We start from the raw sequence: 23507 nt of genomic DNA, 5'->3' as shown, positions 1-23507 counted from the left end.
ACCGCTCGGGCCCCGCGACGACCACGCACGCCGTCGCGGGCCCGGGTGGCGCCGCCGAGGGCTGCAGAGGGGCGCCCGGCTCCGGACGAGCGTCGAGGGTGCCCCGGCCGAACCGGGGCGCCCACCACTGAGCGCCTCAGCCGCTGCTCGGCCGATTCCGCAGGTAGCGGCCGCGGCGGCGGGGTAGGGGCCTGCCATGACGGTGATCGGGTTCCACAACTCGCACGAGCAGGTCCATCCCGCTGAGCTGCTGCGGGCGGTCCAGCACGCGGAGGAGGTCGGTTTCACCGCCGCGATGTGCTCCGACCACTTCGCGCCCTGGAACAAGGCACAGGGGCACTCGGGCTTCGCCTGGTCGTGGCTGGGCGCCGCGCTCGCCACCACCGGCCTGCCGTGCGGGGTGGTCAACGCGCCGGGGCAGCGCTACCACCCGGCGATCATCGCCCAGGGCGCCGCGACGCTGGCGGCCATGTTCCCCGGGCGCTTCTGGATGGCGCTGGGCAGCGGCCAGGTGATGAACGAGCGCATCACCGGCGAGGCGTGGCCACCGAAGCGGGTCCGGGACGCCCGGCTGCGCGAGTGCGTCGACGTCATCCGTGCCCTGCTTGCCGGCGAGGAGGTCACCCACCGCGGGCTGGTGGACGTCGAGCGGGCCAGGATCTGGTCGCTGCCCGAGCAGCAGCCCGCCCTCATCGGCCCGGTGATGAGCGTGCCGACGGCGCGGCGGCACGCCGACTGGGCCGACGGCTTCATCACCATCAACCAGCCGCACGAGACCCTGCGCGAGCTGGCCGGCGCCTACCGGGACGCTGGCGGCCGTGGCCGGCTCGTGCTCCAGGTGCACCTCTGCTGGGATCCCGACCCGGACCGGGCGAAGGCCATCGCCTACGAGCAGTGGCGCACCAACACGTTCCCGCCGCCGCTGTGCTGGGACATCGACGGCCCCGAGGCCTTCGAGCAGGCCAGCCAGCACGTGCCGCAGGAGGCGGTCGAGGGCGCCGTCCGGGTCAGCTCCGACCTCGGGCAGCACGCCGAGTGGATCGCCGAGTACGTCGAGCTCGGCTTCGACGAGGTCTACCTCCACCACGTGGGCAAGGAGCAGCTGCCCTTCCTCGACGCCTTCGGCGAGCACGTCCTCCCGCAGCTCGCCGTGACCCGCCCGGCCCCGGCGGTGGCGCTCGACCCGGAGGGCCCGCCGGAACCGCAACGTCCCCACCAGGAACCGCAGCCGGCCACGCTCCCGTGAGCGGGCACGTCGCCGTCCGCCTCGTCAGCCAGGACGACGTCCCCGCCTCCGAGCGGGTGCTGCGCACGAGCGGGTCCACGCCGATCGGTGTCGCCCCGCGGTACGTGGTGCGGTAGGGACGCCGGTATGCGCATCACCGACACCGCGGACCTGTGGTGGAAGAACGCCGTCGTCTACTGCCTCGACGTCGAGACCTACATGGACTGGGACGGCGACGGCTGCGGCGACCTCCCGGGCCTCGCGCAGCGCATCGACCACCTCGCCGACCTCGGGGTGACCTGCCTGTGGCTGATGCCCTTCTACCCGACCGCCGAGCGCGACGACGGCTACGACATCACCGACTTCTACGGCGTCGACCCGCGTCTGGGCACCCACGGCGACCTGGTCGAGGTCATCCGCACCGCCAACGACCGCGGTATGCGGGTGATCGCCGACCTCGTCGTCAACCACACCTCGGTCCAGCACCCGTGGTTCCAGCGAGCCCGGCAGAGCCGCGACGACCCGTTCCACGACTTCTACGTCTGGCGGGACGACGAGCCGCCGGACACCTCCGACCAGGTCGTCTTCCCCGATCAGGAGACCGGCCTGTGGACCTTCAACGAGCCCACGGGCGAGTGGTACCAGCACCGCTTCTACAAGGAGCAGCCCGACCTGAACGTGGCCGACCCCCGCGTGCGTGACGAGGTCGCCAAGGTCATGGGCTTCTGGCTGCAGCTCGGGCTGTCCGGCTTCCGCGTCGACGCCGTCCCCTTCCTCCTGGAGGTGGAGCCGGACGACACCGAGGACCTCCCCGACCCGCACCAGTACCTGCGCGCGCTGCGCCAGCTGCTCGGCCGCCGCACCGGCGACGGGATCCTGCTCGGCGAGGTGAACCTGCCGCACGAGCAGCAGGTCGACTTCTTCGGGGGCGCCGACGGCGACGAGCTGACGATGCTCTTCGACTTCATCGGCATGCAGGCGCTCTACCTCTCGCTGGCCCGCGGGGACGCCGGTCCGCTCACCACCGCGCTGGCCCAGCGCCCGGCGGTCAGCCCGGACAGCCAGTGGGCCACCTTCGTGCGCAACCACGACGAGCTCACCCTCGACAAGCTCACCGACGACGAGCGCCAGGAGGTCTTCGCCGCCTTCGGCCCCGAGGAGCGCATGCAGGTCTACGGCCGCGGGCTGCGCCGCCGGCTGCCGCCGATGCTGGACGGCGACCCGCGCCGGGTGCGGATGGTGTACAGCCTGCTGTTCTCCCTGCCCGGCACCCCGGTGCTCTTCTACGGCGAGGAGATCGGCATGGGGGAGGACCTCGACGCCGAGGGCCGGCTCGCCGTTCGGACGCCGATGCAGTGGACGTCGGGCTCCAACGGCGGCTTCTCCACCGCCGACCCCGGCCGGCTGCCCGGCCCGGTCGTCGACGGGGGGTTCGCCCCGCGCTTCGTCAACGTCGCCGACCAGCGCCGCGACCCCGACTCGCTGCTGTCGTTCGTGAAGCTGCTCGTCCGCCGGTACCGGGAGTCACCCGAGCTGGGCTGGGGCGCGTTCACCGTCCTCGAGCAGCCGCACCCCGAGGTGCTGGCCCACCTGTGCAGCTGGGACGACGGCGCGCTGATCGCCGTCCACAACCTCGGCGCGGAGCCGCGCACCGTCCCGGTCACCCTCGAGGGCTGCGGAGCCGGGCACCGGCTGGTCGACCTGCTGGCCGACGGCGAGCAGCCGGTCGACGGGGACGGCAGGGCCGAGCTGACCCTCGACGGCTACGGCTACCGGTGGCTGCGCGTGGTCGGGCCCGACGACCGCCGGCTCCTCTGACGCAGCAACGCTCCGGCGTCGCGGTGCACGACGTCGTCCGGCGGGGTGCCCAGGCCCGCCAGCGCGGCGACGAAGCCGGGCGGGGCGGACACGTCGCGCAGCCACACCGGCTCCCGCCCGGCCGAGTGCAGCACCCGCGCCGGATGGGACGGCGAGGTGAGGGCCAGCCCGGCCGGCGGGAGGTCGAGCCCCTGACCGGTGGCCTTGAGCACCGCCTCCCGGCGCACCCAGCACACGGTGAAGACCCGCGGCTGCGTTGCGGCCGGCAGGCGGACCACGTGCTCCCGCTCCGCGTCGGGCAGCGCGCACGAGTCCAGCTCCTCGAGCTCACCAGGCGCGAACCGGCCGACCTGCTCGACGTCCACGCCCACCCGGCCACCGGGGAGGACGGCGACGACGACGCAGTGGCCCGAGTGGGAGACCGAGAAGTCCAGGTCGTCGACGTCGGCCAGCCGGGGCCGGCCGTGCGGCGAGCCGCAGGTGGTGCAGGTCCGGTCGATCCGCAGGTCGGCCGGCGGCGTCCCGAGCGCGGTCCCCAGTACCAGCCGGGCGACCGCCGCGCCCGCCGTCATCCGCTGCCGATCGGCCGGGCGGGCCAACCGCGCCCGCCGGGCCAGGTCGGCCTCGCCGAGCAGCTCGTCGTGCTCCGGGCGGACGTCACCCGGCCGGGCCCACCACACCTGGCACACCCCGGGCAGCGGTGCGAGGTCGGGGCCGGACCGCGGCCAGGGCGGCCGGCCGTACCCGAGCGCCACGGGGATCACTCCCGGTCCACGGCGCCCACGCGGCGACCGCCGGGCCCGCTCACCCGTGGCGCCGCAGTTCGCTGAAGAAGTCCTCGACGACGTGCAGCTGCCCGGCCGCGGCGATCTCGTCGTAGACCGCCTTGCCGACCGCGAGGTCGAGGACGCCGAGGCCGAACGGCGAGAAGACCACCGGTCGGCCCTGGGGCACCGTCACCCGGCCGGTCATCACGTCGGCGAGCGTGCCGAGCAGGAAGTCGCGGCTGCCGGTCATCTGCTCGACCAGGTGCGGGGACGTGTTCGCCTTGAGGCAGTGCTCGACGTCGTCCACGAGGTTGGTCGAGGCCAGCAGCACCTCGGGCGCGAGGTCGCGCAGCGACACGTGCAGCACCAGCGGGGCGTGGTCGAAGCACGACACGTCGCCTACGTACGGCTCCGCGGAGACCGTGGCGAACACGACCAGGTCGCTGCCGCGGATCAGCTCCTCGGGGGTGCTGTGCACGGTGAGCCGGGCCGTCGTCCCCGAGTGCTCCAGGTAGCCGCGGAAGCCCGTCGCGCTCTCGGCGGAGAGGTCGTGCACGCCGATCTCCTCGAACGACCAGCCGGTGGCGGCGAGGTAGGTGTGCACGTACCGGGCGATGAGCCCGGTCCCGATGAACCCCACGCGGGTCGGGCGGCCCCCGCTGCGGCCCCGGCTCAGCCAGTCGGCGGCCGCGGCGGCCGAGGCGGCGGTCCGCGTGGCGCTGATGACCGACGCCTCCATGCACGCGATCGGGTAGCCGGTGTCGTGGTCGTTGAGGATCAGCACGGCCGACGCGCGGGGGATCCCAACTGCGACGTTGTCCGGGAAGCTGGAGATCCACTTGATCCCGTCGACACGCACGTCACCGCCGACGGAGGCGGGCAGCGCGATGATCCGCGCCGACGGCCGGTCGGGGAAGCGCAGGAAGTAGGACGGCGGGTTGACCGAGTCCCCGGCCGCGTGCAGCAGGTAGGTGGCCTCGACCAGCTCCACGACCTGCTTCTCCCGGCCCTGCAGCGCGGACTGCACCTGAGCGCCGGGCACCACCGAGAACGACGGGACGGCGGCGCTCACGGGGCACCCACCGGGACCGTCGGCGAGCAGTCGCCGAGCCGCACCGGATCGGCGAGGGCCACCAACACCTCCCGCGGGCCGGTGTAGGCCTCGCGGCTGTGCGCGCAGCGCACGTTGTCGACCAGCAGCATGTCGCCGTCCTGCCAGGGCTCGCGGGCGGTGTGCTGCGCGTAGACCGAGTTGAGCAGCTCGACGACGTCCTCGCCGATCGGCGAGCCGTCGCCGTAGGCGGTGGTGAACGGCAGCCCCTCGGGGCCGTAGACGTCGACCAGGTACTCGCGCACCTCCTCGGCCAGCGTCCACTCGTTGAGGAAGGCCACCTGGTTGAACCAGCAGCGCCGGCCGGTGACCGGGTGCCGGACGACGGCACTGCGCCGTTGCCGGGTGCGCAGCCCGCCGTCGGGCTGCCACTCCACCTCGATGCCGTTGGCCCGGCAGTACGCCTCCACCTCGCCGCGGTCGTCGGTGCCGAACGCCTCGGGCCAGGGGGCGCCGATCTCGTCGTTGTAGCTGCGCAGCAGCAGCCAGCCCTCCTGCTCGAAGCGCGCCACCAGGTCCGCCGGGAGCGCCTCCAGCACGGTCGGGGCGTCGGCGACCGCCGTCGCCCCGCCCGTGTCCGGCGCGGTGAGGCAGGCGAACAGCAGCAGGCCGGGGAACTCCAGCGCGTAGCTGAGCTCGTGGTGCATGCACATCGGCTGGTTGGCCGGCCACGGCGTGGCCGAGTAGAGCCCGCCGGGCTGCGGCTGCCGGGGCGCGAAGGCCTCCCGCTCGCCGACCAGCCGGTCGGTCAGCCGGCCGGCGACGGCGGCGACCGTGTCCGCGCCGGCGAGGCCCAGGCCGCGGACCAGCAGCGACCCGTGCTCGAGGACGGCGGCGCGCAGCGCGGCGCGGTACTCGGCGGCCCAGGCCGCGGGGTCGGCGGGGGAGCCGGCGCGCAGCACCGGGGGGCTGCCGTGGCGCAGCTCCACGTCGAGGAGGGACGTCGGGGACGGGGACGTCATGGGGTACTGCCTTCCGGGGCTCGGGGGGAGGGGACAGGGGAGGCGCCGGCGCGCTCGTCGAGCAGCGCGGCGAGGGCGGCGAGGTCGGGTGCGGCCTGGAGCTCCTTCAGCGACACCGCGCGGCCCAGGGCGACCAGGAGCTTCACCGCCGACAGGGAGGTCCCGCCGAGGGCGGCGAAGGAGTCCCGCCGGCCGATCTGGTCGGCGGGGACGCCGAGCACGGTCGACCAGACGTCCGCCAGCCGCCGCTCGGTCGGCGTGGTCGGTGCGTCGTGCTCCTGGCTGCCGGTGGGCAGTTCGCCGGCCAGCGCGGTGAGCGCCTTGGTGTCGATCTTGCCGTTGGGGGTCAGCGGCAGGGCGTCCCGCCGGTGGAAGGCCCGCGGCACCATGTAGGCGGGCAGGGATCCGGCGAGGCGGCTCCGCAAGACGTCGTCGGGGATCGGGTCGGCGCCGGTCCAGAAGGCGACCAGGTGCCGGCTGCGGTCGGGGCCCTCGGCGACGACCACCGCGCCGTCGCGCACTCCGGGCACGCGCAGCAGGGTGTTCTCGATCTCGCCGATCTCGATGCGGAAGCCGGAGATCTTCACCTGGCTGTCGCGGCGGCCCAGGAACTCCAGCTCGCCGCCGGGCAGCCACCGGCCGGAGTCGCCGCTGCGGTAGAGCCGCCGGCCCGGCCGGTAGGGGTCGGGCACGAAGGCCGCCCGGGTCCGCTCGGGGTCGTTGACGTAGCCGCGGCCGACGCAGACGCCGGAGAAGACGATCTCCCCGGGCGCGCCCAGCGGCACAGGCACCAGGTGGTCGTCGACGACCCGCACCTCGACGTTGGCGATCGGGCGGCCGAGCGGCACCCGGTCGTTGGCGGGCACCTGGTGCAGCACCGCGTGGTTGGTGTCGTCGCAGGTCTCGGTCAGCCCGTAGGCGTTGACCAGCGCGATCCCCGGCTGCGCGGTGAACCAGCGCTGCACCAGCTCCCTCTTCAGCGCCTCGCCGGTGACCGACACGCAGCGCAGGTCCGGCAGCTCCCGGGGCTGCGCCTCCAGGTAGGTCAGCACGACCTCGAGGTAGGAGGGCACCACCTGCACCACGCTGACGTGCTCGTCGACCAGCCGGTCGACGAAGCGCTCGGCGTCGAGGACGACGTCCTGCGGCACGATGACCGTCCGCCCGCCGACCAGCAGCGCCGACACCAGCTGCCACAGCGAGATGTCGAAGCACTGCGGCGCGACCTGCGCGACCACCCCGCCCTCGACGACGCCGAGGTCGTCGATCTTGGCCAGGACGTGGTTGAGCATCCCGGCGTGCTCGCACATCGCACCCTTGGGCTCACCCGTCGAGCCGGAGGTGAAGTAGAGGTACGCCAGCTGGTCGGGGCCCACCTCCACGCCGGGGCTGGTGGTCGGGTGCCCCTCGGCCGCGGCGCCGCCGACGGTCAGCGCCTGCACCCCGGGCAGCCCGGTCAGCGCGGCGTCGAGAGAGGCGGTGCTGCCCGGCTCGGTGAGCACCAGCCGGCACTCCGCGCGGGTCAACACCCGGGCGATCCGGTCGGCCGGGAAGTGCGGCTCGACCGGCAGGTACGCACCGCCGGCCTTGAACACGGCCAGGACGGCGGTCAGCCAGTCCAGGTCGCGCTCGGTGACCACCGCGACGACGTCCTCGCGCTGCAGCCCGCGGGCCAGCAGGGCCCGGGCGACCTGGTTGGCGCGGCCGTCGAGCTCGCCGTAGGTGATCCGCGCCTCGCCGTGGACGGCGGCGACGTCGTCCGGGTGCCGGCGGGCCTGTTCCTCGACGAGCTCGTGCACCCGGCGGTCGGGCAGCTCGCGGTACGGCCCGGCCAGCCCGTCGAGCTGGGACACCAGCTCGTCCGCCGAGAGCAGCACGGCCGTCATCGGGCCGGCGTCCGGGTCGGTGGCCAGCTCGTCCAGCGCGGCCCGGTGGTAGCCGCCGATCCGCGCGGCCGCCCCCGCGTCGAGCACGTCGGTGCGGTACGACAGCCGCAGGGCCAGCCGCTCGCCACGGTGCACCGGCACGACCGCCAGCACCGCGCCGCCGGGCAGCTCGCCGCCCACGCCGGTGGGGTCGAACACCGCCTCGGACGACGGCCCGGAGGTGCCGAGCTCGCCGCGGAGGGCGGAGAGATCCGCGTGCCGGTGCGCCAGCAGCCCGGCCTCGGTGCTCGCGGCCGCCCGGACCAGGGTCCGCCACGAGCCGACGTCCACCCGCACCCGGCAGGGCAGCGGCGTCCCGCCGTCCCCGGCGACGTAGCCGGTGACGACGTCGGCCTCGCCGGTCAGCGCGGCCAGCACCCGGGCGTGCGCGGCCAGCAGCACCGACCCCAGCGGGACGGCGAGCCGGTCGGCCAGCCGGCGCAGCGCGACGACGGTGGCGTCGGACAGCGGCACCTCGACCTCCGCGGTGCCCGGCACCGGGTCGGGGGCCCAGCGGGGGAGGGCCGTCGACCCGCCGGCGAGCAGCTGCTCCCGCCAGAACGTCCGGTGGGCGTCCGTGGTCGGGCGCGTGCCGAGGGCGGTCACCGGGACCCCGCCCGATGACGCTGGGCGGTGCGGTGCCGGCCGCTCCTGCGAGGCAGCGGGGGGGTCGAGGACGGGCCGGGCGCGCCGTCGTCCTCCTGGAACAGGTCCATGAGCTCCTCCAGGGAGTGGGAGGTGTCGTTGGGTCGGGGCGTCGGTACGGCAGCGGTGGGGGTCGACGGCTCGCGGGGTGGCGGGGCCGCCGGTGCCTGCGGCATCTCCTCGGCCGGGTTGCCGCCCCAGTGCTCGCCCGGCAGGACGTCCGAGCCCTTCATGAGGAAGGCGTCGGGGCCGAGTTCCGCACCGTCGCCCATGGTGACGCCGTAGTGCACCCAGGAGCCGACCCCGAGGGTGACGCCGGCGCCGATGGTGATCCGGTCGGACTTGAAGCCGCCGTCCTCCTGCGAGTGGGCCTGGATCGTGGTCCCGGCGTTGAGGGTGCAGCCGTCCCCGATGGTGACCAGGGTCCGCTCCGGGATGCTGGCACCGTCGTCGAACACCCGGCGGCCGATCCGCACACCCAGCACGCGCCACAGGACGTTCTTGAACGGCGTGCCGTTGTAAATCTTCGGCTGCGAATCGGCGACCAGCTTCCAGTAGCGCTCGTGCCACCAGAAGTACGGGTCGTAGATCGAGCACTGCTGGGGGGCCAGCGGCCGGAACCCCGTGGAGGCGCGCTCGACCAGCACACCAAAGAACGTGATGAGCAGGAGGTCGAGCACCATGGCCGCCGCGATCGACACGTAGCCGTAGCTGTTGTGCAGGTCGAAGCCGACCAAGGTGATCAGGGTCACGGCGAAGAAGTTCACCCAGTGCAGCAGCAGGAACAGGCCCATGGCGCGCAGGTTGTGCCGGTTCTTGGCCGCCAGCCGGCGGGCCAGCTCACCGGGGGCCTGCAGGTGGGCGTCGATCGTGGCGTCCCGGGAGACGGTGCGCGGGATCTCGAAGGCGGGCGAGCCCAGCAGCCCGACGCCCTGCCGGACCTCCCCGTCGATCGGGACCATCACCTTCGTCGCGAGCAGGACGTCGTCCCCGACCCTGGCCTCCGCGGGGTAGGCGACCGCGTTGCCGAGGAAGCTGTGCGCGCCGATCGAGGCCCGGGACACCTGGAAGGACGTGTTGGAGAACTCGGCGTTCGTGACCGACAGCCCGTCGGCGACCATCGTGCCGCTGCCGACCGAGGTCAGGTACGGGTTGTCGTGCTTCACCGCCTCGCCGAAGTTCGACCCGGTCTGCACCACCCGCCCGAGGTGGTAGCCCACGGCCTTGAGGTAGTGGACGACGTAGGAGCTGTTGCCGGTGAGCCGCAGCAGCGGCTTGCCGTTGGTCGTCTTCGTGATCGTCCGCTGCACCGAGTAGTGGAAGCCGTACAGGGGATACACCTTGCCCGGCGTGATGAACGGGCTCAGCACCCGCGGCACCGTGGTCACGAACAGGAAGCCCACGAGGTAGCTGCCGAAGTACAGGACCAGCGAGCCGACCAGGGCGTCGAGGTAGAACGTCGCACTCGTCAAGCCGAGTGGTCCGGTCTCCAGCAGCGCGGCCAGGCCGGGGAACAGCAGGAACAGGAGGGCGACGCCACCGATGGCCAGGGGCACGTCGAGCAGCAGCACCGTGCACAGCTTGAGAGCGGAGTAGACCACCTTCCGCCGGCTGCTGACGCGCATCGGCCGGACCAGCCGGTAGTCGACGTCGGCCCGCCGGGCCGGCGCCCCGTGCCAGCTCTCACCGGCCGGCACCGCCTGACCGGCGTGCAGGGAGGAGCGGTGGCCGAGTTGGGCGCCGTCACCCATCGACGTCTCGATGTCGATGACCGAGGCCTCGCCCACGACCACGTCCCTGCCGAAGGTGACGCGACCGGTCTGGATCAGCCCGTCGTGGGCCCGGTAACCGCTCAGCTGGGCGTCCTTGCGGATCACCGTGCCGTCGCCGATGGTCAGCAGGTCCGTGCACACCGGCACCTTCGTGAAGATCGCGACATCGCGGCCGACCTTCGCGCCCAGCGCCCGCAGGTACCAGGGGTACAGCGGCGTGCCGGTGAAGAGCAGCAGCATCGGGTTCCGCTGGACCAGGGTCTTCACGATCCAGAAGCGGACGTACGCCGGGCTCCAGACCGGGAACTGCTGCGGCTTCCAGCGGCCGATCAGCACCCACTTGGCCACGATCGGCAGGAGACTCAGGCCGACGAAGGTGGCACCGCCGAAGAGCACTGACCGGGCGTAGAGGTCGACGACGCCCTCGCCCTCGGAGATCCACCCGTAGCCGGCGACGCCGACGGAAGCGACGAGCATGCAGTAGCCGAGGAAGAAGAGGGCCTGCAGGATCCCGCACAGCACGTACTCGACGCTGGTGGCCCGCCGGACCGTGCGGGCCGGTGCCTCTGGCGCCGGGGCTGGAGCGGCCTCGGCCGGCTCGGCGACCGCCGGGACCGGCTCCGCCACGGCCGCGGCCAGGCCGCGCAGCGTCGGGTGTGCGTAGACGTCCTTGATCGAGATCGCCGGCAGGCCCGGGTCCTTGCGGACGCGGGCGCAGAAGCGGGCCATGACCATGGAGTCCGCGCCGAGGTCCTCGAACACGTGCGCGTCCGGGTCGACTGAGTCGACCTGCAGCACGTCGGCCAGGACGGCGGCCAGTCCGTCCTGGACGGGACTCGCGGCCGCCGGTGCGGGAGCCAGCGCGCCGGCCAGGGCGCGCAGCGTCGGGTGTGCGTAGACGTCCTTGATCGAGACCGTCGGCAGGCCCGGGTCCTTGCGGACGCGGGCGCAGAAGCGGGCCATGACCATGGAGTCCGCGCCGAGGTCCTCGAACACGTGCGCATCCGGCTCCACGGAGTCCACCTGCAGCACGTCGGCGAGCACCGCGGCGAACCCGGTCAGCACCGGGTCGGCCACGGGAGCGGGTGCCAGCGCGCCGGCCAGGCCGCGCAGCGTCGGGTGCTGGTAGACGTCCTTGATCGAGGCCGCCGGCAGGCCCGGGTCCTTGCGGACGCGGGCGCAGAAGCGGGCCATGACCATGGAGTCCGCGCCGAGGTCCTCGAACACGTGCGCGTCCGGGTCGACGGCTTCCACGGAGAGCACCTCGGCCAGCACCGCGGTGTAGCCGGTGACCACGGGGTCGGCCGCCGGCGCGGGGGAGCCCGCGCCGGCGGAGACCAGGTCCACGGGGTGTCCCAGCACGTCAGTTCCCCGTCCGCGGCGCGGGCAGCTGGACGACCTCGGCGTCCGGCCGGGAGGTGACCAGGGTGGTACCACCCGGGTCGGCGCCCGCCTCGGCCGGCCGCGACAGGCTCTCCGGGAACGGATGGGCGGCCTGGACCGGGGCCAGCACGTTCTTGCCGAAGAGGTCCTCGAGCCAGTTGGTCTGGTAGACGGTGTCGAGGTACCGCTCGCCCAGGTCGGGGGCGATGGCGACGGCGGTGACGTCGGCGCTCCCGTTGCGGGCCAGCCAGCTCGCCGCGCCGCTGACCACCGTGCCCGTGGAGCCGCCGAACAGGAAGCCGCGGTGGGCCAGCCGGTGGCAGGCGCGGATCGTGTCCGCCTCCTCGACCATGACCACCTCGTCCACGTAGGACTCGTCGAGCATCTCCGGCCGCTCACCGCTGCCCAGGCCGGGGATCACCCGCCGGCTGGGCGGTCCGCCGAACGACACCGAACCGACGCTGTCGACGGCGACGACCCGCACCGGCCGGTGCCACTGCTTGAACCAGCGCGCGCAGCCCATCAGGGTGCCGGTGGTACCCGCCCCCAGGAACAGCACGTCCAGCTCGGGGAAGGACCGGGCGATGGCCGGCGCCGTCCGGCGGTAGTGCGCTCCCCAGTTGTTCGGGTTGCGGTACTGGTTGAGCCACACGTAGCGGCTGTCGGACGCGCACATCGCACGCACGTAGTTCTTCCGCGCCGCCAGCAGGCCGCCGCCCCCCGGGTCCTCCTCGGTGACGGTGTGCACCTGGGTGCCCAGGGCCTCCATCAGCCGCCGGGTCGACAGGTTGCAGCGCGGGTCGGTCACGCACAGGAACCGGTAGCCGCGGCTGGCCGCGATCATGGCCAGCGCGACGCCGAGGTTGCCCGACGAGGACTCGATCAGCACGGAGTCCGGCGTCAGGACGCCGTCCCGCTCCGCGGCCTCCACCATCTCGGTGGCGGCCTTGAGCTTGATCGAGCCGGCGAAGTTGAAACCCTCGCACTTGAGATACAGCGGGGCGTCGACGATCGACCGCAGGTCCACGTACAGGTCGTCTTCGTTGAAGGCCTGCGGGACGGAGATGACGGTCACTACGGTCTCCTCAAAGTGGCAGCGCACGCGGCTGCTCATGGGCACCAGGTGAACGGGGAGGGGGGTGGCGCTCGCACTCACACAGAGGGCGGCGGCCGGCGGGTGATACACCGAGGGGCGGACCGTGCGGTCAGAGGAGGAGACAGGCAGGACCGGCGCGGCTGGCGGGACAGCGACGTCCGAGGGGCGTTTGCTCGGGCTGGGTCAGGACCATGGGCTCCCCTGCGCGCTCGCAGAACCGGCAGGACCGACGGCACCGCCGGGCGCCGTCGAGCCGGTGTGGTGCACGAAGTCTGTGTTACGGAGAGGTTTCGTCTCCATCGGCCATCCGGTGTAGTCCGGACGGCCCGGGACCAGGGACCCTGCTCAGGACGCGTGTCGACGTGTCGACACCCGCACCGGCCTCCGCGCCCCCGTCGGTGCCTCCGCCTAGCGTGGACGGCGATGTCCGAGGCACCCCGCACCCCGTCGTCCCCCGTGACCACCGAGCTGCCCGCGGCCGAGCCCGTCGGGGCGACCCCGTCCGGCGCCACGCCGTCCGGTGCCAGCCCCGCGGGCGCCGAGTCGTCCGGGCCCGTGCCCTCGGGCCCGGTCCCGTCCGGCCCGGTCCCGTCCGAGCCGGTCCCGGCCGGCCCGACGGCGACCGGCCCGATCCCGGTCGGGACGCCGCCGGCGCCGCCGCAGCCGGCCGCTGGTCCCGGCCCGGCGACGACGGAGGCCGCCCAGCCGACCGTCCCGGTCGCCCGCCGTCCCCGGATCGGCGCCCGGGTCCCGTTTCCGCTGACCCGGATGGGCCCGTGGGCACCCGTCGCCGGTGCGGTGATCGGCCTGCTCGCCGGACTGGTCGTCGTGCTGCTGCTCGCCGGGGTCGCCGAGGCATTCCGCGAGCGCCTGGCCCTGGTCTTCCTCACCGTCGGGCTCGGCATGCTCGGCGCGGCCGGGGCCCTGCTGGCCGACGAGGTCCGGCTGGTGCGCCGCGGTGCGCGGGAGGCCGGCATCCGTCCGGCCTGGGTGGAGGCGACGGCCAACCTGATCAACGGCCTCACACCGGCCCGGCTGCTGCTGCTGGCGAGCGCGTTCGTCCTCTTCCTGGCCGCCTACGTCAGCACCTGAGGCCCGCGCGCGTCCCGGACCTGGTCGACCACCCCGCCGGACCCCGCGCACCACGAGCCAGCCGACCGCCGTCAGCGAGCTCTCCGGGCAGGCGACGGCGGGGCACGGCGGCGGGCGGCCGAGCGCGTCAGGGGGTGGCGACCTCGTGCCGGGCGGCCGGGTGGGCGTGGATCACCGCGCTGCGCAGCTCGGCCAGGTGCTGCGACACCGACGCTGGCAGCGTGCCCACCTCGGCGGCCGGCTCGTTGACCGACAGCTCCCGGCCGATCAGCGCCCACAGGATCCGCATCCGGGTCGCGTCGACGAGCATGTGGAACACCTCGACGGCCAGGTCGACCTGGCCGGACGGGAGGGCCCGGCGGCATCGCTGCGTGTCCGCGCGCGCACGTAGACAGTGCGCCGGAACCGTGGCCCCGGAGCCGTCCCAGGGTGACCGTCGGTCGCTGCGCCGGCCAGGAGGACCCGCACGCACGGCGGACCGGACGATTAACCAGAGCCTTGCTCCCCGCTGGGCTGGTGTTCGCCATCGCCGGCCTAGCGTCGAGCCGGGAGAGACATCGCGGACGACGGGCCTCGCGCTCGCGTCGCCGTCGTCCGCGCCGAGGGAGGTCTCGTGGAACTTCGATCCGTGGCGGTCAACCTCATCGTCCGGGACGCCACACTGAGGACCTTGCTCGCCAACTACGCGCGGCGCCTGGAGGGGGAGGGCGCACCGGAGTACCGGGCAGAGCCCCAGTTCATCTCCCTGAGCTGGGCAGTCGACGACCGTGCTCGCACGCGTGCCGGGTCGGAGTTGCTGATCGTCGACGTGCACGTGTCCCGTGACGACCCGTGTTCCCCCGCGCAGCTCGACGCGGTCCTGCAGCGGCTCCGCGCTGCTCTGACCCGCACCGGACCGAACCCGTGCATCACCGCACGGTGCCTGACCACGTCGGGCGCTGGCGCGGACAGCCGCTTCGGGACGCTGACCACGACCAGCACCTGGGCGATCGACCCCGTGCCGGCGGAGCCGGAGCGTCCGCACCCGATCGACCTCGGGCCGTGGCGGGTGTGGGGCGGGCCCGACGCACCGGGTCTCCTCGTCCCGGGGGTCGGCGTCCTCAGCATGAACTGACCGTCCCGACCCGGCCCGCAGGACGCTGCGTCGCAGGAGTGGGCGACGTCCCGTCGGTGCGCGCCGGCAGCGGACTCGTGACGGCCGCTCCCGCGACGAGGAGGAGTCGGCACCGGCGCTTTACCGACTTCTTGCGACGCCCTAGCGACTTCTTGCCATCCACGCCCACTGCCGGACCCGCTGGTGCGGGAGCATCTGGTGCGCGCCGCACGGTGAACGGTTCGCGGACGTGGTGGCAGCGCCTCGTGGCGCTGCACCGTGGCGCCCCCGCGGGGACCTGCGAGGAGCAGGCGGCGGAACGGAGGTGACGCTCGTGCGCACTCGGATCATCACCCTCGCCGTCCTGGTCTCCGTGCTCGCCACGTGCCTGTTCGCGGTGCCGCTCGGCGCCGCAGTGCTGGACCGCCTGCTGGGGAAGGAACGCAGCCATCTCGTGCGGGTGGCCAGCGAGGTCGCCATCGACATCGCCGGCGAGGTGGAAGAGGGCTCGTCGATCGACCCCGAGGAGCTCACCGACGTCGGGGACGACGGCGAACACGTGACCGCGGCCGTGTTCGACGAGGATGGTCGCCGGATGGCCGGACCGGCACCCGATCGTGAGTTCGACGTCCTGGACTCAGCGCTGGACGGCGCGGTGCGCTCAGGGACGGACGGTGATCTCCTCGTCGCGGCTGTGCCGGTCACCCATGGCGACGAGGTGATCGGCGCCGTGCTGGTCACCGAGGTCCGCAGCGACGTGGTCGGGGAGGTCGCCCTCATCTGGGCCGGGATGGCCGGGCTGGCCGCCGCCGCGGTGTCCGTGGCCTGGTTGGTGGGACGTCGGCAGGCTCGCCGCCTGGCGGAGCCCCTGGAGGACCTGGAGCGGCGCGCCCGCAGACTCGGCGATGGGGACTTCAGCGTCCGCACCCGCCGGGGCGGGATCGCGGAGATCGATGCGGTCGGGGCTGCGCTCGACGCCACCGCCATCCGCCTGGACGACCTGCTCGCCCGCGAACGCGCGTTCTCCGCCGATGTCTCCCACCAGCTGCGGACGCCCCTGGCCGGCCTGCGCCTGCGCCTGGAGGCCGCCCTCGAGTGCACCGACGAGGACCCTCGACCTGCGATCGCCGCCAGCCTGGTCGACGCCGACCGCCTGGAGGCGATCATCGACGAGCTGTTGACCCTGGCGCGCGCCGGGCAGGCCGGACAGGCCGACCAGATCGACCTGCAGGCGCTGCTCGGTGAGCTGGCCCCGGAGTGGGAGGCCAGGCTGGCCCTCACGGGCCGCGACCTCGAGGTCCGGGTCGACCCTCAGACACCGGATCCGCACGCCTCGGCGGCCGCGGTCCGGCAGGTCCTCGCCGTTCTCGTGGACAACGCCACCGAGCACGGTGGGGGCACCGTCACCGTCGCCGTACGGGAGGCCAGCGGTGCAGTGGCCGTCGACGTCTCCGACGAGGGTCCCGGGGTGCAGGAACCCCCCGGGCTCCTCTTCACGGAGCGGGCCGACCGGCACGACGGGCACGGCATCGGCCTGGGCCTAGCCCGCCGCCTCGCCGAGGGCGAGCAGGGCCGTCTGGGCCTGACGCGGGCGGCACCGCCCGTGTTCACCCTCCTCCTACCGCCGGCCTCAGCTGCGGAACCGGGCGAGGAGGAGGCTGCAGCGGCAGGCTCACACGCACCCGCGTGACGGTCGCCGCCGACCTCGTCCGTGCCGTCCCCGGCGGCGTCCGGCTGCTCAGCCGTAGGCCTGGACGGCGAGGTGCACCGCCAGGCCGAGTCCGGCGAGGGCGATGAGCCGGCGCAGCAGCGCCTGCGGCGCGCGGCGCACCACCCGCGGGCCGAGGCGCCCACCCACGAACAGGCCGATCGCCAGCGGAAACGCCGCCGACCAGGCGACGGGGGCGAACACGGCGAAGCCGACCGTGGCCGTCAGGTTGGCCAGGCCGAGCACCACGTTGCGCAGCGCGTTGCCGACCGCCAGGCCCTCGCCGGTCGAGAGCAGGAACAGCGCGAGCAGCATCACGCCGGCTGCCGCCCCGAAGTAGCCGCCGTAGACGGCGATCGCGGCGACGGCCAGCGGCAGCCACCACGGGTCGCGGTGCGTCGGGTGCGCGGCGACCCCTCGTGCGGCCAGCTCCCGCGGCGGCCGCTGCACCAGCAGCGCCACCGCGGCCCCGCCGATCAACCACGGCACGATCCGCTCGAAGGCGTCCGACGGCGTGAGCAGGAGCAGCGCCGCACCGGCCGCGCCGCCGAGCACCGCGCCGCCCGCCAGGCGCAGCAGCCGCCGTCCCTGCCCGCGCAGCTCCGGCCGGGAGGCACTCACCGAGCCCACGCCGTTGAGCACCAGGGCGACGGTGTTGGTCACGTTGGCCGCCACCGGCGGCAGACCGGCCGCGAGCAGCGCCGGGTAGCTCACCAGCGAGGCCAGGCCCGCGATGCTCCCGGTCAGCCCGCCGCCGACGCCGGCCAGCACGAGCAGGGCGAACTCCGCAGGGGTCACCCGCCGTCGCCGTCGCGGTCCGGGGCCGCCCGCAGGTCGGCCGGCACCAGGCGGCCGGCGACGATGTCCTCGGCGATGTCGTCCACCACCCGGCCCGCGGCGATCGCCGAGGCGCGCATCGTGGCGATCGCGTCGGTGGCGTCGAGCCCGAAGGCGATGCCGACCAGGCCCATGGCCTGCCAGACGAGGGCGCGCCGCTGCGCGTCCGGCCCCTCCAGCCAGTTGCTGCCGTCCTCGGGGAACTCCGGCCCGGACACCGTGACCGCCAGCTCCTGCGTGGTCATCCGGGTGACTGCCTGCAGCTCGTCGCGGTCGAGGGAGGTCAGCCGCGCGGGGTCGCGCACGTACAGGTCCAGGACCACGAGCGGCCCCATCGGCGGGGGCAGCGGCACCGAGAGCACGCCTCCGTAGGTCGTCTCGTTGAGCATCGAGGCCCACAGCTCCGGCCAGTTGCGGGCGATGTCCTCGAGGGAGAAGGCGATCACCGTGCCGTTGTCCTGCGCGCGCAGGCAGGGGCCGTCGCCGACGGTGAACTGCAGGCGTTCGGCGTGCGCGGTCTGCGCGTCGCTGGCGCCGATCGGCGTCCGGAGCAGGCCCACGTGCAGGCTCAGCCCGGCGCCGTCGACCCCGAGCGCGGCGGCGCAGGCGCGCGCCAGCCGGCAGGGCAGCAGTTCGGGTCCGTGGAGGTCGGCCGGTGTGGTGCCCAGGGCCTGGTCGAAGCGGTCGGCTGCACTCCTGGTCATGGCTCCAGCTTGCCGCGTGGACCTGCAGGTCCCGACACCGGCCGGTCCCGGAGTGTCAGCGGGTGAGCAGGACGGCGATCGCGACGCACCCGAGCGCGATGATCGCGCCGCGCAGCACGGCCGAGGGCAGCCGGCGACCGAACCGGGCGCCGACGTACCCACCCAGCAGCGAGCCGGCCGCGACCAGCCCGGCCGCGCGCCAGTCGACGCGGTCGGTGGCCACGACGACGTAGGCGCCGGCGGCCACCCCGTTGACCGCGAGGGTGAGCACGTTCTTGATCGCGTTGAGCCGCTGCAGGGACTCGCGCAGCAGCAGCCCGAAGACGCCGATCTGCAGGACGCCCTGGCTGGCCGCGAAGTAGCCGCCGTAGCTGCCGGTCGCGTAGGCGCCGGCGAAGAGTGCGGCCAGCCGGCCGGGGCCGATCCCCGACGGCGGCTCGTCCACGGACCGCCGGCGCGCCAGGGCCCGCGACACCAGCGGCTGCACGGCGACGAGGACGACGGCCAGCCCGACCAGCACCGGCACGATCGCCTCGAAGCTGCTCGCCGGGAGGTGCAGCAGCAGGAACGCGCCGGTCAGCGCGCCGAGCACCGAGGCGGGCAGCAGTCGCAGCAGCAGCCAGCGCTGCCCGGCCAGCTCGCGCCGGTAGCCGAGCGAGCCGGCGAGGTTGCCCGGCACCAGGCCGAGGGAGTTGCTGATCGTCGCGGTCACCGGCGGCAGCCCGACGGCCAGCAGCACCGGGAAGGTCACCAGCGTGCCCGAGCCGACGACGGCGTTGATGGCCCCCGCGGCCAGCCCCGCCGCGGCGACCGCGAGCATCTCCAGCAGGCTCATGCGGACATCAGCCGCGAGGGTGCCAGGTGGGGCGGGGAGGTGGACCGACGGGTCGGCGGGACCGGTCGTGACCGGGCGTCGGCAGCGGCCACGTCGGGTGCCAACGCGCGGGGGAGGCCGCCGACGGGCGTGCGCGAGGACGCCGCCGCACCCCGGGCGGTGCCAGGCTCGTCGCGACCTCTTCGTCCCGGGAGGGGGAGCGGACGTGCTGGCAGACATCGCGCTCGGGGTAAGCGTCGTAGCCGCCGGCCTCTGGTCGGGGCTCCTGTTGATGCTCACGACGATCCTGCACCCGGTGTACGCGACCCAGGGACCGCGCGGCTTCGCGGAGGCGATGCGCGCGTTCCTGCCGGTGGCCCGCACGTCGCCCACCAACACCGTGCTCGTGGCCCTGCTGGTGCTCGCCCCGGCCGTGGCGCTGGTGGGTCTGCGGGACCAGGTCACCAGCGCAGCGTTCGTCCTGACGGCGGTCGGGCTGGCGGCTGCGGTCACCGGCCCGTTCGTGGTCTCGCGGCGGTGGTCGGAACCGAACTACGACGTGATGCTGTCCTGGGAGCCCGAGGCGGTGCCCGACGACTGGCGAGTCGCCCGGGCCCGCTGGTTGCGCGCCAACTGGGTCCGCGCCGGGCTGACCTGGCTCGCGCTGGCTTGTTTCCTGTGCGCCTGGTACCTGCACCTCACCTGATCACGCGAGCGCCGTGACCTGCTCCAGCAGGGTGGGAGCGAGCCGACGGTCGGCGTAGAGGAGCCGGACGGTCGACCCCGCCGTTCTCCCTCGGCCGCACTCGGCTGGTGATCATGGCGTTCGTGCCGGCACCCACGGCGTGTCCGCCCGTGTCGCGAGCGAGAACTCCATGATCAACTCCGGCGGGGCGGGGAACGCCTCAGTCCTTGCGGCCGGCGTCGACCAGGCGCAGCACCACCGCGCCCTCCTCGTCCGAGGCCTCGAGGTCGATCTCGACGTCGACGCCCCAGTCGTGGTGGCCGGCCGGGTCGTCCAGGATCTGCCGCACCCGCCAGACCCCGGGCTCGCTCTTGTCCCAGATGAGCAGGGCCGGGCCGCGGGCGTCGGCGCCGGTGCCCAGCTCGGCGTGCTCGGCGAAGTAGGCCTGCACCACCTCGCCCCACCGCTCGGCGTCCCACCCGGAGCCGCGGTCGAGCTCGCCGAGGTCGTACCAGCGGCGGCGCGCGAACAGCTCCACCCGCCGGAACAGCTGGTTGCGCACCATCGCCGTGAACGCCCGCTCGTTGCCGGTCAGCGGCCGCGGGCGGACCGGGACGGCGACCGGCGCGTCCAGCGGCTGGTCCGGGCTGGTCAGCTGCTCCCACTCGTCGAGCAGCGAGGAGTCGACCTGGCGGACCAGCTCGCCGAGCCACTCGACGAGGTCGGTCACCTCGTCGGTGCGGGCGGCCGCGGGGACGCCGGAGCGCAGCGCCTTGTAGGCGTCGGAGAGGTACCGCAGCACCGCGCCCTCCGCGCGGGTCAGCCCGTAGGTGTTGACCAGCTCGCGGAAGGTGTAGGCGTTCTCCCACACGTCCCGGACGACGGACTTCGGCGACAGGTGCGCATCGGCCGCCCACGGGTTCGAGCGGGTGTAGACCTCCAGCGCGTGCTCGAGCAGCTCGGCCAGCGGCTGCGGGTAACTGATCTCCTCGAGCAGCTCCATGCGCTCCTCGTACTCGATCCCCTCGGCCTTCATCTGGGCCACCGCCTCGCCCTTGGCCTTGTTCAGCTGCGCGGCCAGGACCTGCCGCGGGTCGTCGAGGGTGGCCTCGATGACGCTGACCACGTCGAGGGCGTAGGTCTCCGACTCGGGGTCCAGCAGGTCGATGGCGGCGAGCGCGAAGGTCGACAGCGGCTGGTTGAGCGCGAAGTCCGGCGGCAGGTCCACCGTCAGGTCGTAGCGCCGTCCGTCCGGCTCCGGCTCGTCGAGCCGCACCAGCACCCCCGCCTGCAGCAGCGAGCGGGCGATGCCGATCGCCTCGCGGATGTGCCGCAGCTGCCGCTTGCGCGGCTCGTGGTTCTCGGTCAGCAGCCGGCGCATCGCGGCGAACGGGTCCCCGGGCCGGTCGACGACGTCGAGCACCATCGCCGTCGACACCCGCATGTTGCTGGTCAGCGGCTCCGGCTCGGCCTCCACCAGCCGGCGCATGGTGCCCTCCGACCACGGCACCATGCCCTCGGGCGCCTTCTTGCGCACCAGCTTGCGGCGCTTCTTCGGGTCGTCGGCGACCTTGGCGAACTGCCGGAGGTTCTCCACCTCGTGCTCGGGGGCCTGGACGACGACGGTGCCGGCGGTGTCGTAGCCGGCGCGGCCGGCCCGCCCGGCGATCTGGTGGAACTCGCGGGCGTTGAGCAGCCGCGTGCGGGTGCCGTCGTACTTCGACAGCGCGGAGAAGACCACGGTGCGGATCGGCACGTTGATGCCGACGCCGAGGGTGTCGGTGCCGCAGATGACCTTGAGCAGGCCGGCCTGGGCCAGCTGCTCGACCAACCGCCGGTACTTGGGCAGCATCCCGGCGTGGTGCACCCCGATGCCGTGCCGGACCAGCCGCGACAGTGTCGTCCCGAAGGAGGTGGTGAAGCGGAACCCGCCGATCATGTCGGCGATCGCGGCCTTCTCCTCCTTGGTGCACACGTTGACGCTCATCAGCGCCTGCGCCCGCTCCAGCGCCGAGGCCTGCGTGAAGTGGACGACGTAGACCGGCGCCTGCCGGGTGTCCAGCAGCTCCTGGATCGTCTCGTGCATCGGCGTCGTCGCGTAGTAGTGGTGCAGCGGCACCGGGCGCTCCGCGCTCGCCACCAGCGCGGTGGGCCGGCCGGTGCGGCGGGTGAGGTCCTCGCGCAGCCAGCCGGTGTCGCCCAGGGTGGCGCTCATCAGCAGGAACTGCGCCCTCGGCAGCTCCAGCAACGGCACCTGCCAGGCCCAGCCGCGGTCGGGGTCGCCGTAGAAGTGGAACTCGTCCATGACGACCAGGCCGACGTCGGCGTCGGCGCCCTCGCGCAGCGCGATGTTCGCCAGGACCTCCGCGGTGCAGGCGATGATCGGGGCGTCCCGGTTGACCGCGGCGTCGCCGGTCAGCATGCCGACGTTCTCGGCGCCGAAGACGCCGCACAGGGCGAAGAACTTCTCGCTGACCAGCGCCTTGATCGGCGCGGTGTACCAGCTGCGCCTGCCTGCTGCCAGCGCCGCGTACTGCGCACCGGTGGCCACCAGCGACTTGCCCGATCCGGTCGGCGTCGCGAGGACGACGTTGGCGCCGCTGACCAGCTCGATCAGCGCCTCCTCCTGGTGCGGGTACAGCACGGTGCCCTGCGCCTGCGCCCAGGCGGCGAACGAGGTGAACAGCTCGTCGGGGTCGGCGCCGCGCGCCCGGAGGGCCGAGAGGTCGGACGGGTCGTCGAGGAGGGGAGGTGCGGTGGCGGTCATCGTGGGGGACAGCGTGCCGGACGCGGCGGAACTTCCCGCGCAGGGCGTGGCAGGCGGTCGCGGGGTCCACCGGTTCGTGACCGGGCCGGTTCGGAGGAGTCCGTGCGGGGGTAGCGGGCGGAGGACGCGGCGGTGGCCCGGCTCCCGGGCGGCGTGAGAAGAGCGCCGGCGCACCGCCGTCCCGCACGTCCACGGAGGTAGTGCCATGTCCGAACCCCGCCCCGAGTCCCAGCCCGCCCAGCAGCAGGACGTCCCCGGCACCCTCGGGCAGATGGACCCCAAGCCCGACCACGGCGAGGAGAGCTACCGCGGCTCCGGCCGGCTGACCGGCAAGGCGGCGGTGATCACCGGCGGCGACAGCGGCATCGGCCGCGCCGTCGCGATCGCCTTCGCCCGGGAGGGCGCCGACGTCCTGATCTCGTACCTCAACGAGCACGAGGACGCCAAGGACACCGCGAAGTACGTCGAGGAGGCCGGCCGGAAGTGCGTGCTGGTGCCTGGTGACCTCGCCGACCGCGCCCACCAGAAGACGATCATCCCGAAGGCGGTCGAGGAGTTCGGCAAGGTCGACATCCTGGTCAACAACGCGGCCTTCCAGATGAGCCACGACTCGCTCGAGGAGATCTCGGACGAGGAGTGGGACCACACGGTGGCGCTGAACCTGACGGCGATGTTCACGCTGACCAAGGACGCGGTCCCGCACATGCAGCCGGGGGCGTCGATCATCAACTCGTCGTCGGTGAACTCCGACAACCCGAGCCCCAACCTCATCGCCTACGCGATGACCAAGGCCGGGATCGCCAACTTCACCGCCAGCCTCGCGCAGATGCTGGCCGAGAAGGGCATCCGGGCCAACAGCGTGGCCCCGGGCCCGATCTGGACACCGCTGATCCCGGCGACCATGCCGGAGGAGAAGGTGGAGAGCTTCGGCCAGCAGGTGCCGCTGGGCCGCGCCGGGCAACCGGCCGAGCTGGCGCCGGTCTACGTGATGCTGGCCAGCGACGAGGCGTCCTACGTCTCGGGCGCACGGGTCGCGGTCACCGGCGGCAAGCCGATCCTCTGAGCACCCCGCCCCGGGCGCGTGCTGCGCGCCCGGGGCCCGC

General features: G+C 73.8%; 18 protein-coding genes. 7 read left to right on the top strand and 11 right to left on the bottom strand.

Translation table 11 applies throughout. The features are described from left to right. The first annotated feature begins 196 nt into the window (after nt 1–196). Together ACWIX7_RS00325 and ACWIX7_RS00320 are read left to right on the top strand one after the other, a co-directional pair. Nucleotides 197–1246 (top strand): TIGR03885 family FMN-dependent LLM class oxidoreductase, encoded by a 1050-nt coding sequence (locus tag ACWIX7_RS00325; RefSeq protein WP_448619639.1) that lies wholly within the window; start codon nt 197–199, stop codon nt 1244–1246. A 126-nt stretch (nt 1247–1372) separates the two neighbouring features. After that, nucleotides 1373–3043 carry an alpha-amylase family protein gene (locus ACWIX7_RS00320; protein ID WP_448619638.1) on the top strand — a complete coding sequence of 557 codons (1671 nt, stop codon included), beginning with the start codon at nt 1373–1375 and terminating at the stop codon, nt 3041–3043. On the opposite strand, the gene ACWIX7_RS00315 is transcribed toward ACWIX7_RS00320, so the two are convergent. Genes ACWIX7_RS00315 through sbnA form a run of 6 tightly spaced genes read right to left on the bottom strand, consistent with a single transcriptional unit; the run spans nt 2995 to nt 12683 of the window. Next, nucleotides 2995–3798 (bottom strand): 4'-phosphopantetheinyl transferase family protein, encoded by an 804-nt coding sequence (locus ACWIX7_RS00315; RefSeq protein ID WP_448619637.1) that lies wholly within the window; start codon nt 3796–3798, stop codon nt 2995–2997. The genes ACWIX7_RS00320 and ACWIX7_RS00315 overlap by 49 nt on opposite strands. 49 nt (nt 3799–3847) lie before the next feature. Beyond that, nucleotides 3848–4882 (bottom strand): 2,3-diaminopropionate biosynthesis protein SbnB, encoded by a 1035-nt coding sequence (gene sbnB, locus ACWIX7_RS00310; protein WP_448619636.1) that lies wholly within the window; start codon nt 4880–4882, stop codon nt 3848–3850. Then, a complete protein-coding gene (locus tag ACWIX7_RS00305) occupies nt 4879–5883 on the bottom strand; it encodes a TauD/TfdA family dioxygenase (protein WP_448619635.1) in 1005 nt (334 codons plus the stop codon). Before ACWIX7_RS00305 ends, sbnB begins: the two co-directional genes overlap by 4 nt. Then, nucleotides 5880–8414 carry a non-ribosomal peptide synthetase gene (locus tag ACWIX7_RS00300; protein WP_448619634.1) on the bottom strand — a complete coding sequence of 845 codons (2535 nt, stop codon included), beginning with the start codon at nt 8412–8414 and terminating at the stop codon, nt 5880–5882. The genes ACWIX7_RS00305 and ACWIX7_RS00300 overlap by 4 nt, the downstream gene beginning before the upstream one ends. Further along, nucleotides 8411–11572 (bottom strand): Pls/PosA family non-ribosomal peptide synthetase, encoded by a 3162-nt coding sequence (locus tag ACWIX7_RS00295; RefSeq protein WP_448619633.1) that lies wholly within the window; start codon nt 11570–11572, stop codon nt 8411–8413. Before ACWIX7_RS00295 ends, ACWIX7_RS00300 begins: the two co-directional genes overlap by 4 nt. Before the next feature lie 16 nt (nt 11573–11588). After that, entirely contained in the window at nt 11589–12683 is a 1095-nt protein-coding gene (sbnA, locus tag ACWIX7_RS00290; RefSeq protein WP_448619632.1) for a 2,3-diaminopropionate biosynthesis protein SbnA, read from the bottom strand. 444 nt (nt 12684–13127) lie between these two features. Here sbnA and ACWIX7_RS00285 point away from each other — a divergent pair, with 444 nt between their 5' ends. Next, the gene (locus tag ACWIX7_RS00285; protein ID WP_448619631.1) at nt 13128–13796 is read left to right on the top strand and encodes a hypothetical protein; all 669 of its coding nucleotides are present in this window, start codon (nt 13128–13130) and stop codon (nt 13794–13796) included. Between the two features lie 127 nt (nt 13797–13923). On the opposite strand, the gene ACWIX7_RS00280 is transcribed toward ACWIX7_RS00285, so the two are convergent. Then, the gene (locus ACWIX7_RS00280) at nt 13924–14106 is read right to left on the bottom strand and encodes a helix-turn-helix domain-containing protein (RefSeq protein WP_448619630.1); all 183 of its coding nucleotides are present in this window, start codon (nt 14104–14106) and stop codon (nt 13924–13926) included. Nucleotides 14107–14409: 303 nt separating this feature from the next. On the opposite strand from ACWIX7_RS00280, the gene ACWIX7_RS00275 reads away from it, so the two are divergent. Both ACWIX7_RS00275 and ACWIX7_RS00270 read left to right on the top strand, forming a co-directional pair. Then, the gene (locus tag ACWIX7_RS00275) at nt 14410–14910 is read left to right on the top strand and encodes a hypothetical protein (RefSeq protein WP_448619629.1); all 501 of its coding nucleotides are present in this window, start codon (nt 14410–14412) and stop codon (nt 14908–14910) included. 313 nt (nt 14911–15223) lie between these two features. Further along, nucleotides 15224–16579 carry a sensor histidine kinase gene (locus ACWIX7_RS00270; RefSeq protein ID WP_448619628.1) on the top strand — a complete coding sequence of 452 codons (1356 nt, stop codon included), beginning with the start codon at nt 15224–15226 and terminating at the stop codon, nt 16577–16579. 48 nt (nt 16580–16627) lie between these two features. Here the strand turns inward: ACWIX7_RS00270 and ACWIX7_RS00265 are convergent, their stop codons facing one another. From ACWIX7_RS00265 to ACWIX7_RS00255, 3 genes are read right to left on the bottom strand one after another with little or no spacing between them, the layout of a single operon-like run. Then, nucleotides 16628–17395 carry a sulfite exporter TauE/SafE family protein gene (locus tag ACWIX7_RS00265; RefSeq protein ID WP_448619627.1) on the bottom strand — a complete coding sequence of 256 codons (768 nt, stop codon included), beginning with the start codon at nt 17393–17395 and terminating at the stop codon, nt 16628–16630. Then, the gene (locus ACWIX7_RS00260) at nt 17392–18138 is read right to left on the bottom strand and encodes a hypothetical protein (protein WP_448619626.1); all 747 of its coding nucleotides are present in this window, start codon (nt 18136–18138) and stop codon (nt 17392–17394) included. Before ACWIX7_RS00260 ends, ACWIX7_RS00265 begins: the two co-directional genes overlap by 4 nt. Before the next feature lie 55 nt (nt 18139–18193). Continuing rightward, complete coding sequence (locus ACWIX7_RS00255) at nt 18194–18973, bottom strand: sulfite exporter TauE/SafE family protein (protein ID WP_448619625.1); 780 nt, start codon at nt 18971–18973, stop codon at nt 18194–18196. A 205-nt stretch (nt 18974–19178) separates the two neighbouring features. On the opposite strand from ACWIX7_RS00255, the gene ACWIX7_RS00250 reads away from it, so the two are divergent. Then, complete coding sequence (locus ACWIX7_RS00250) at nt 19179–19658, top strand: hypothetical protein (protein ID WP_448619624.1); 480 nt, start codon at nt 19179–19181, stop codon at nt 19656–19658. Nucleotides 19659–19857: 199 nt separating this feature from the next. On the opposite strand, the gene ACWIX7_RS00245 is transcribed toward ACWIX7_RS00250, so the two are convergent. Then, the gene (locus ACWIX7_RS00245; protein ID WP_448619623.1) at nt 19858–22404 is read right to left on the bottom strand and encodes a DEAD/DEAH box helicase; all 2547 of its coding nucleotides are present in this window, start codon (nt 22402–22404) and stop codon (nt 19858–19860) included. Between the two features lie 205 nt (nt 22405–22609). Here ACWIX7_RS00245 and ACWIX7_RS00240 point away from each other — a divergent pair, with 205 nt between their 5' ends. Then, nucleotides 22610–23467, top strand: a complete 858-nt coding sequence (locus tag ACWIX7_RS00240; protein WP_448619622.1) for a glucose 1-dehydrogenase — start codon at nt 22610–22612, stop codon at nt 23465–23467. Nucleotides 23468–23507: the final 40 nt, after the last annotated feature.

It is taken from the genome of Geodermatophilus sp. URMC 65 (assembly GCF_053502545.1).
Note: the sequence above shows the minus strand (reverse complement) of the source record. Positions and strands in the feature narration are given on the sequence as shown.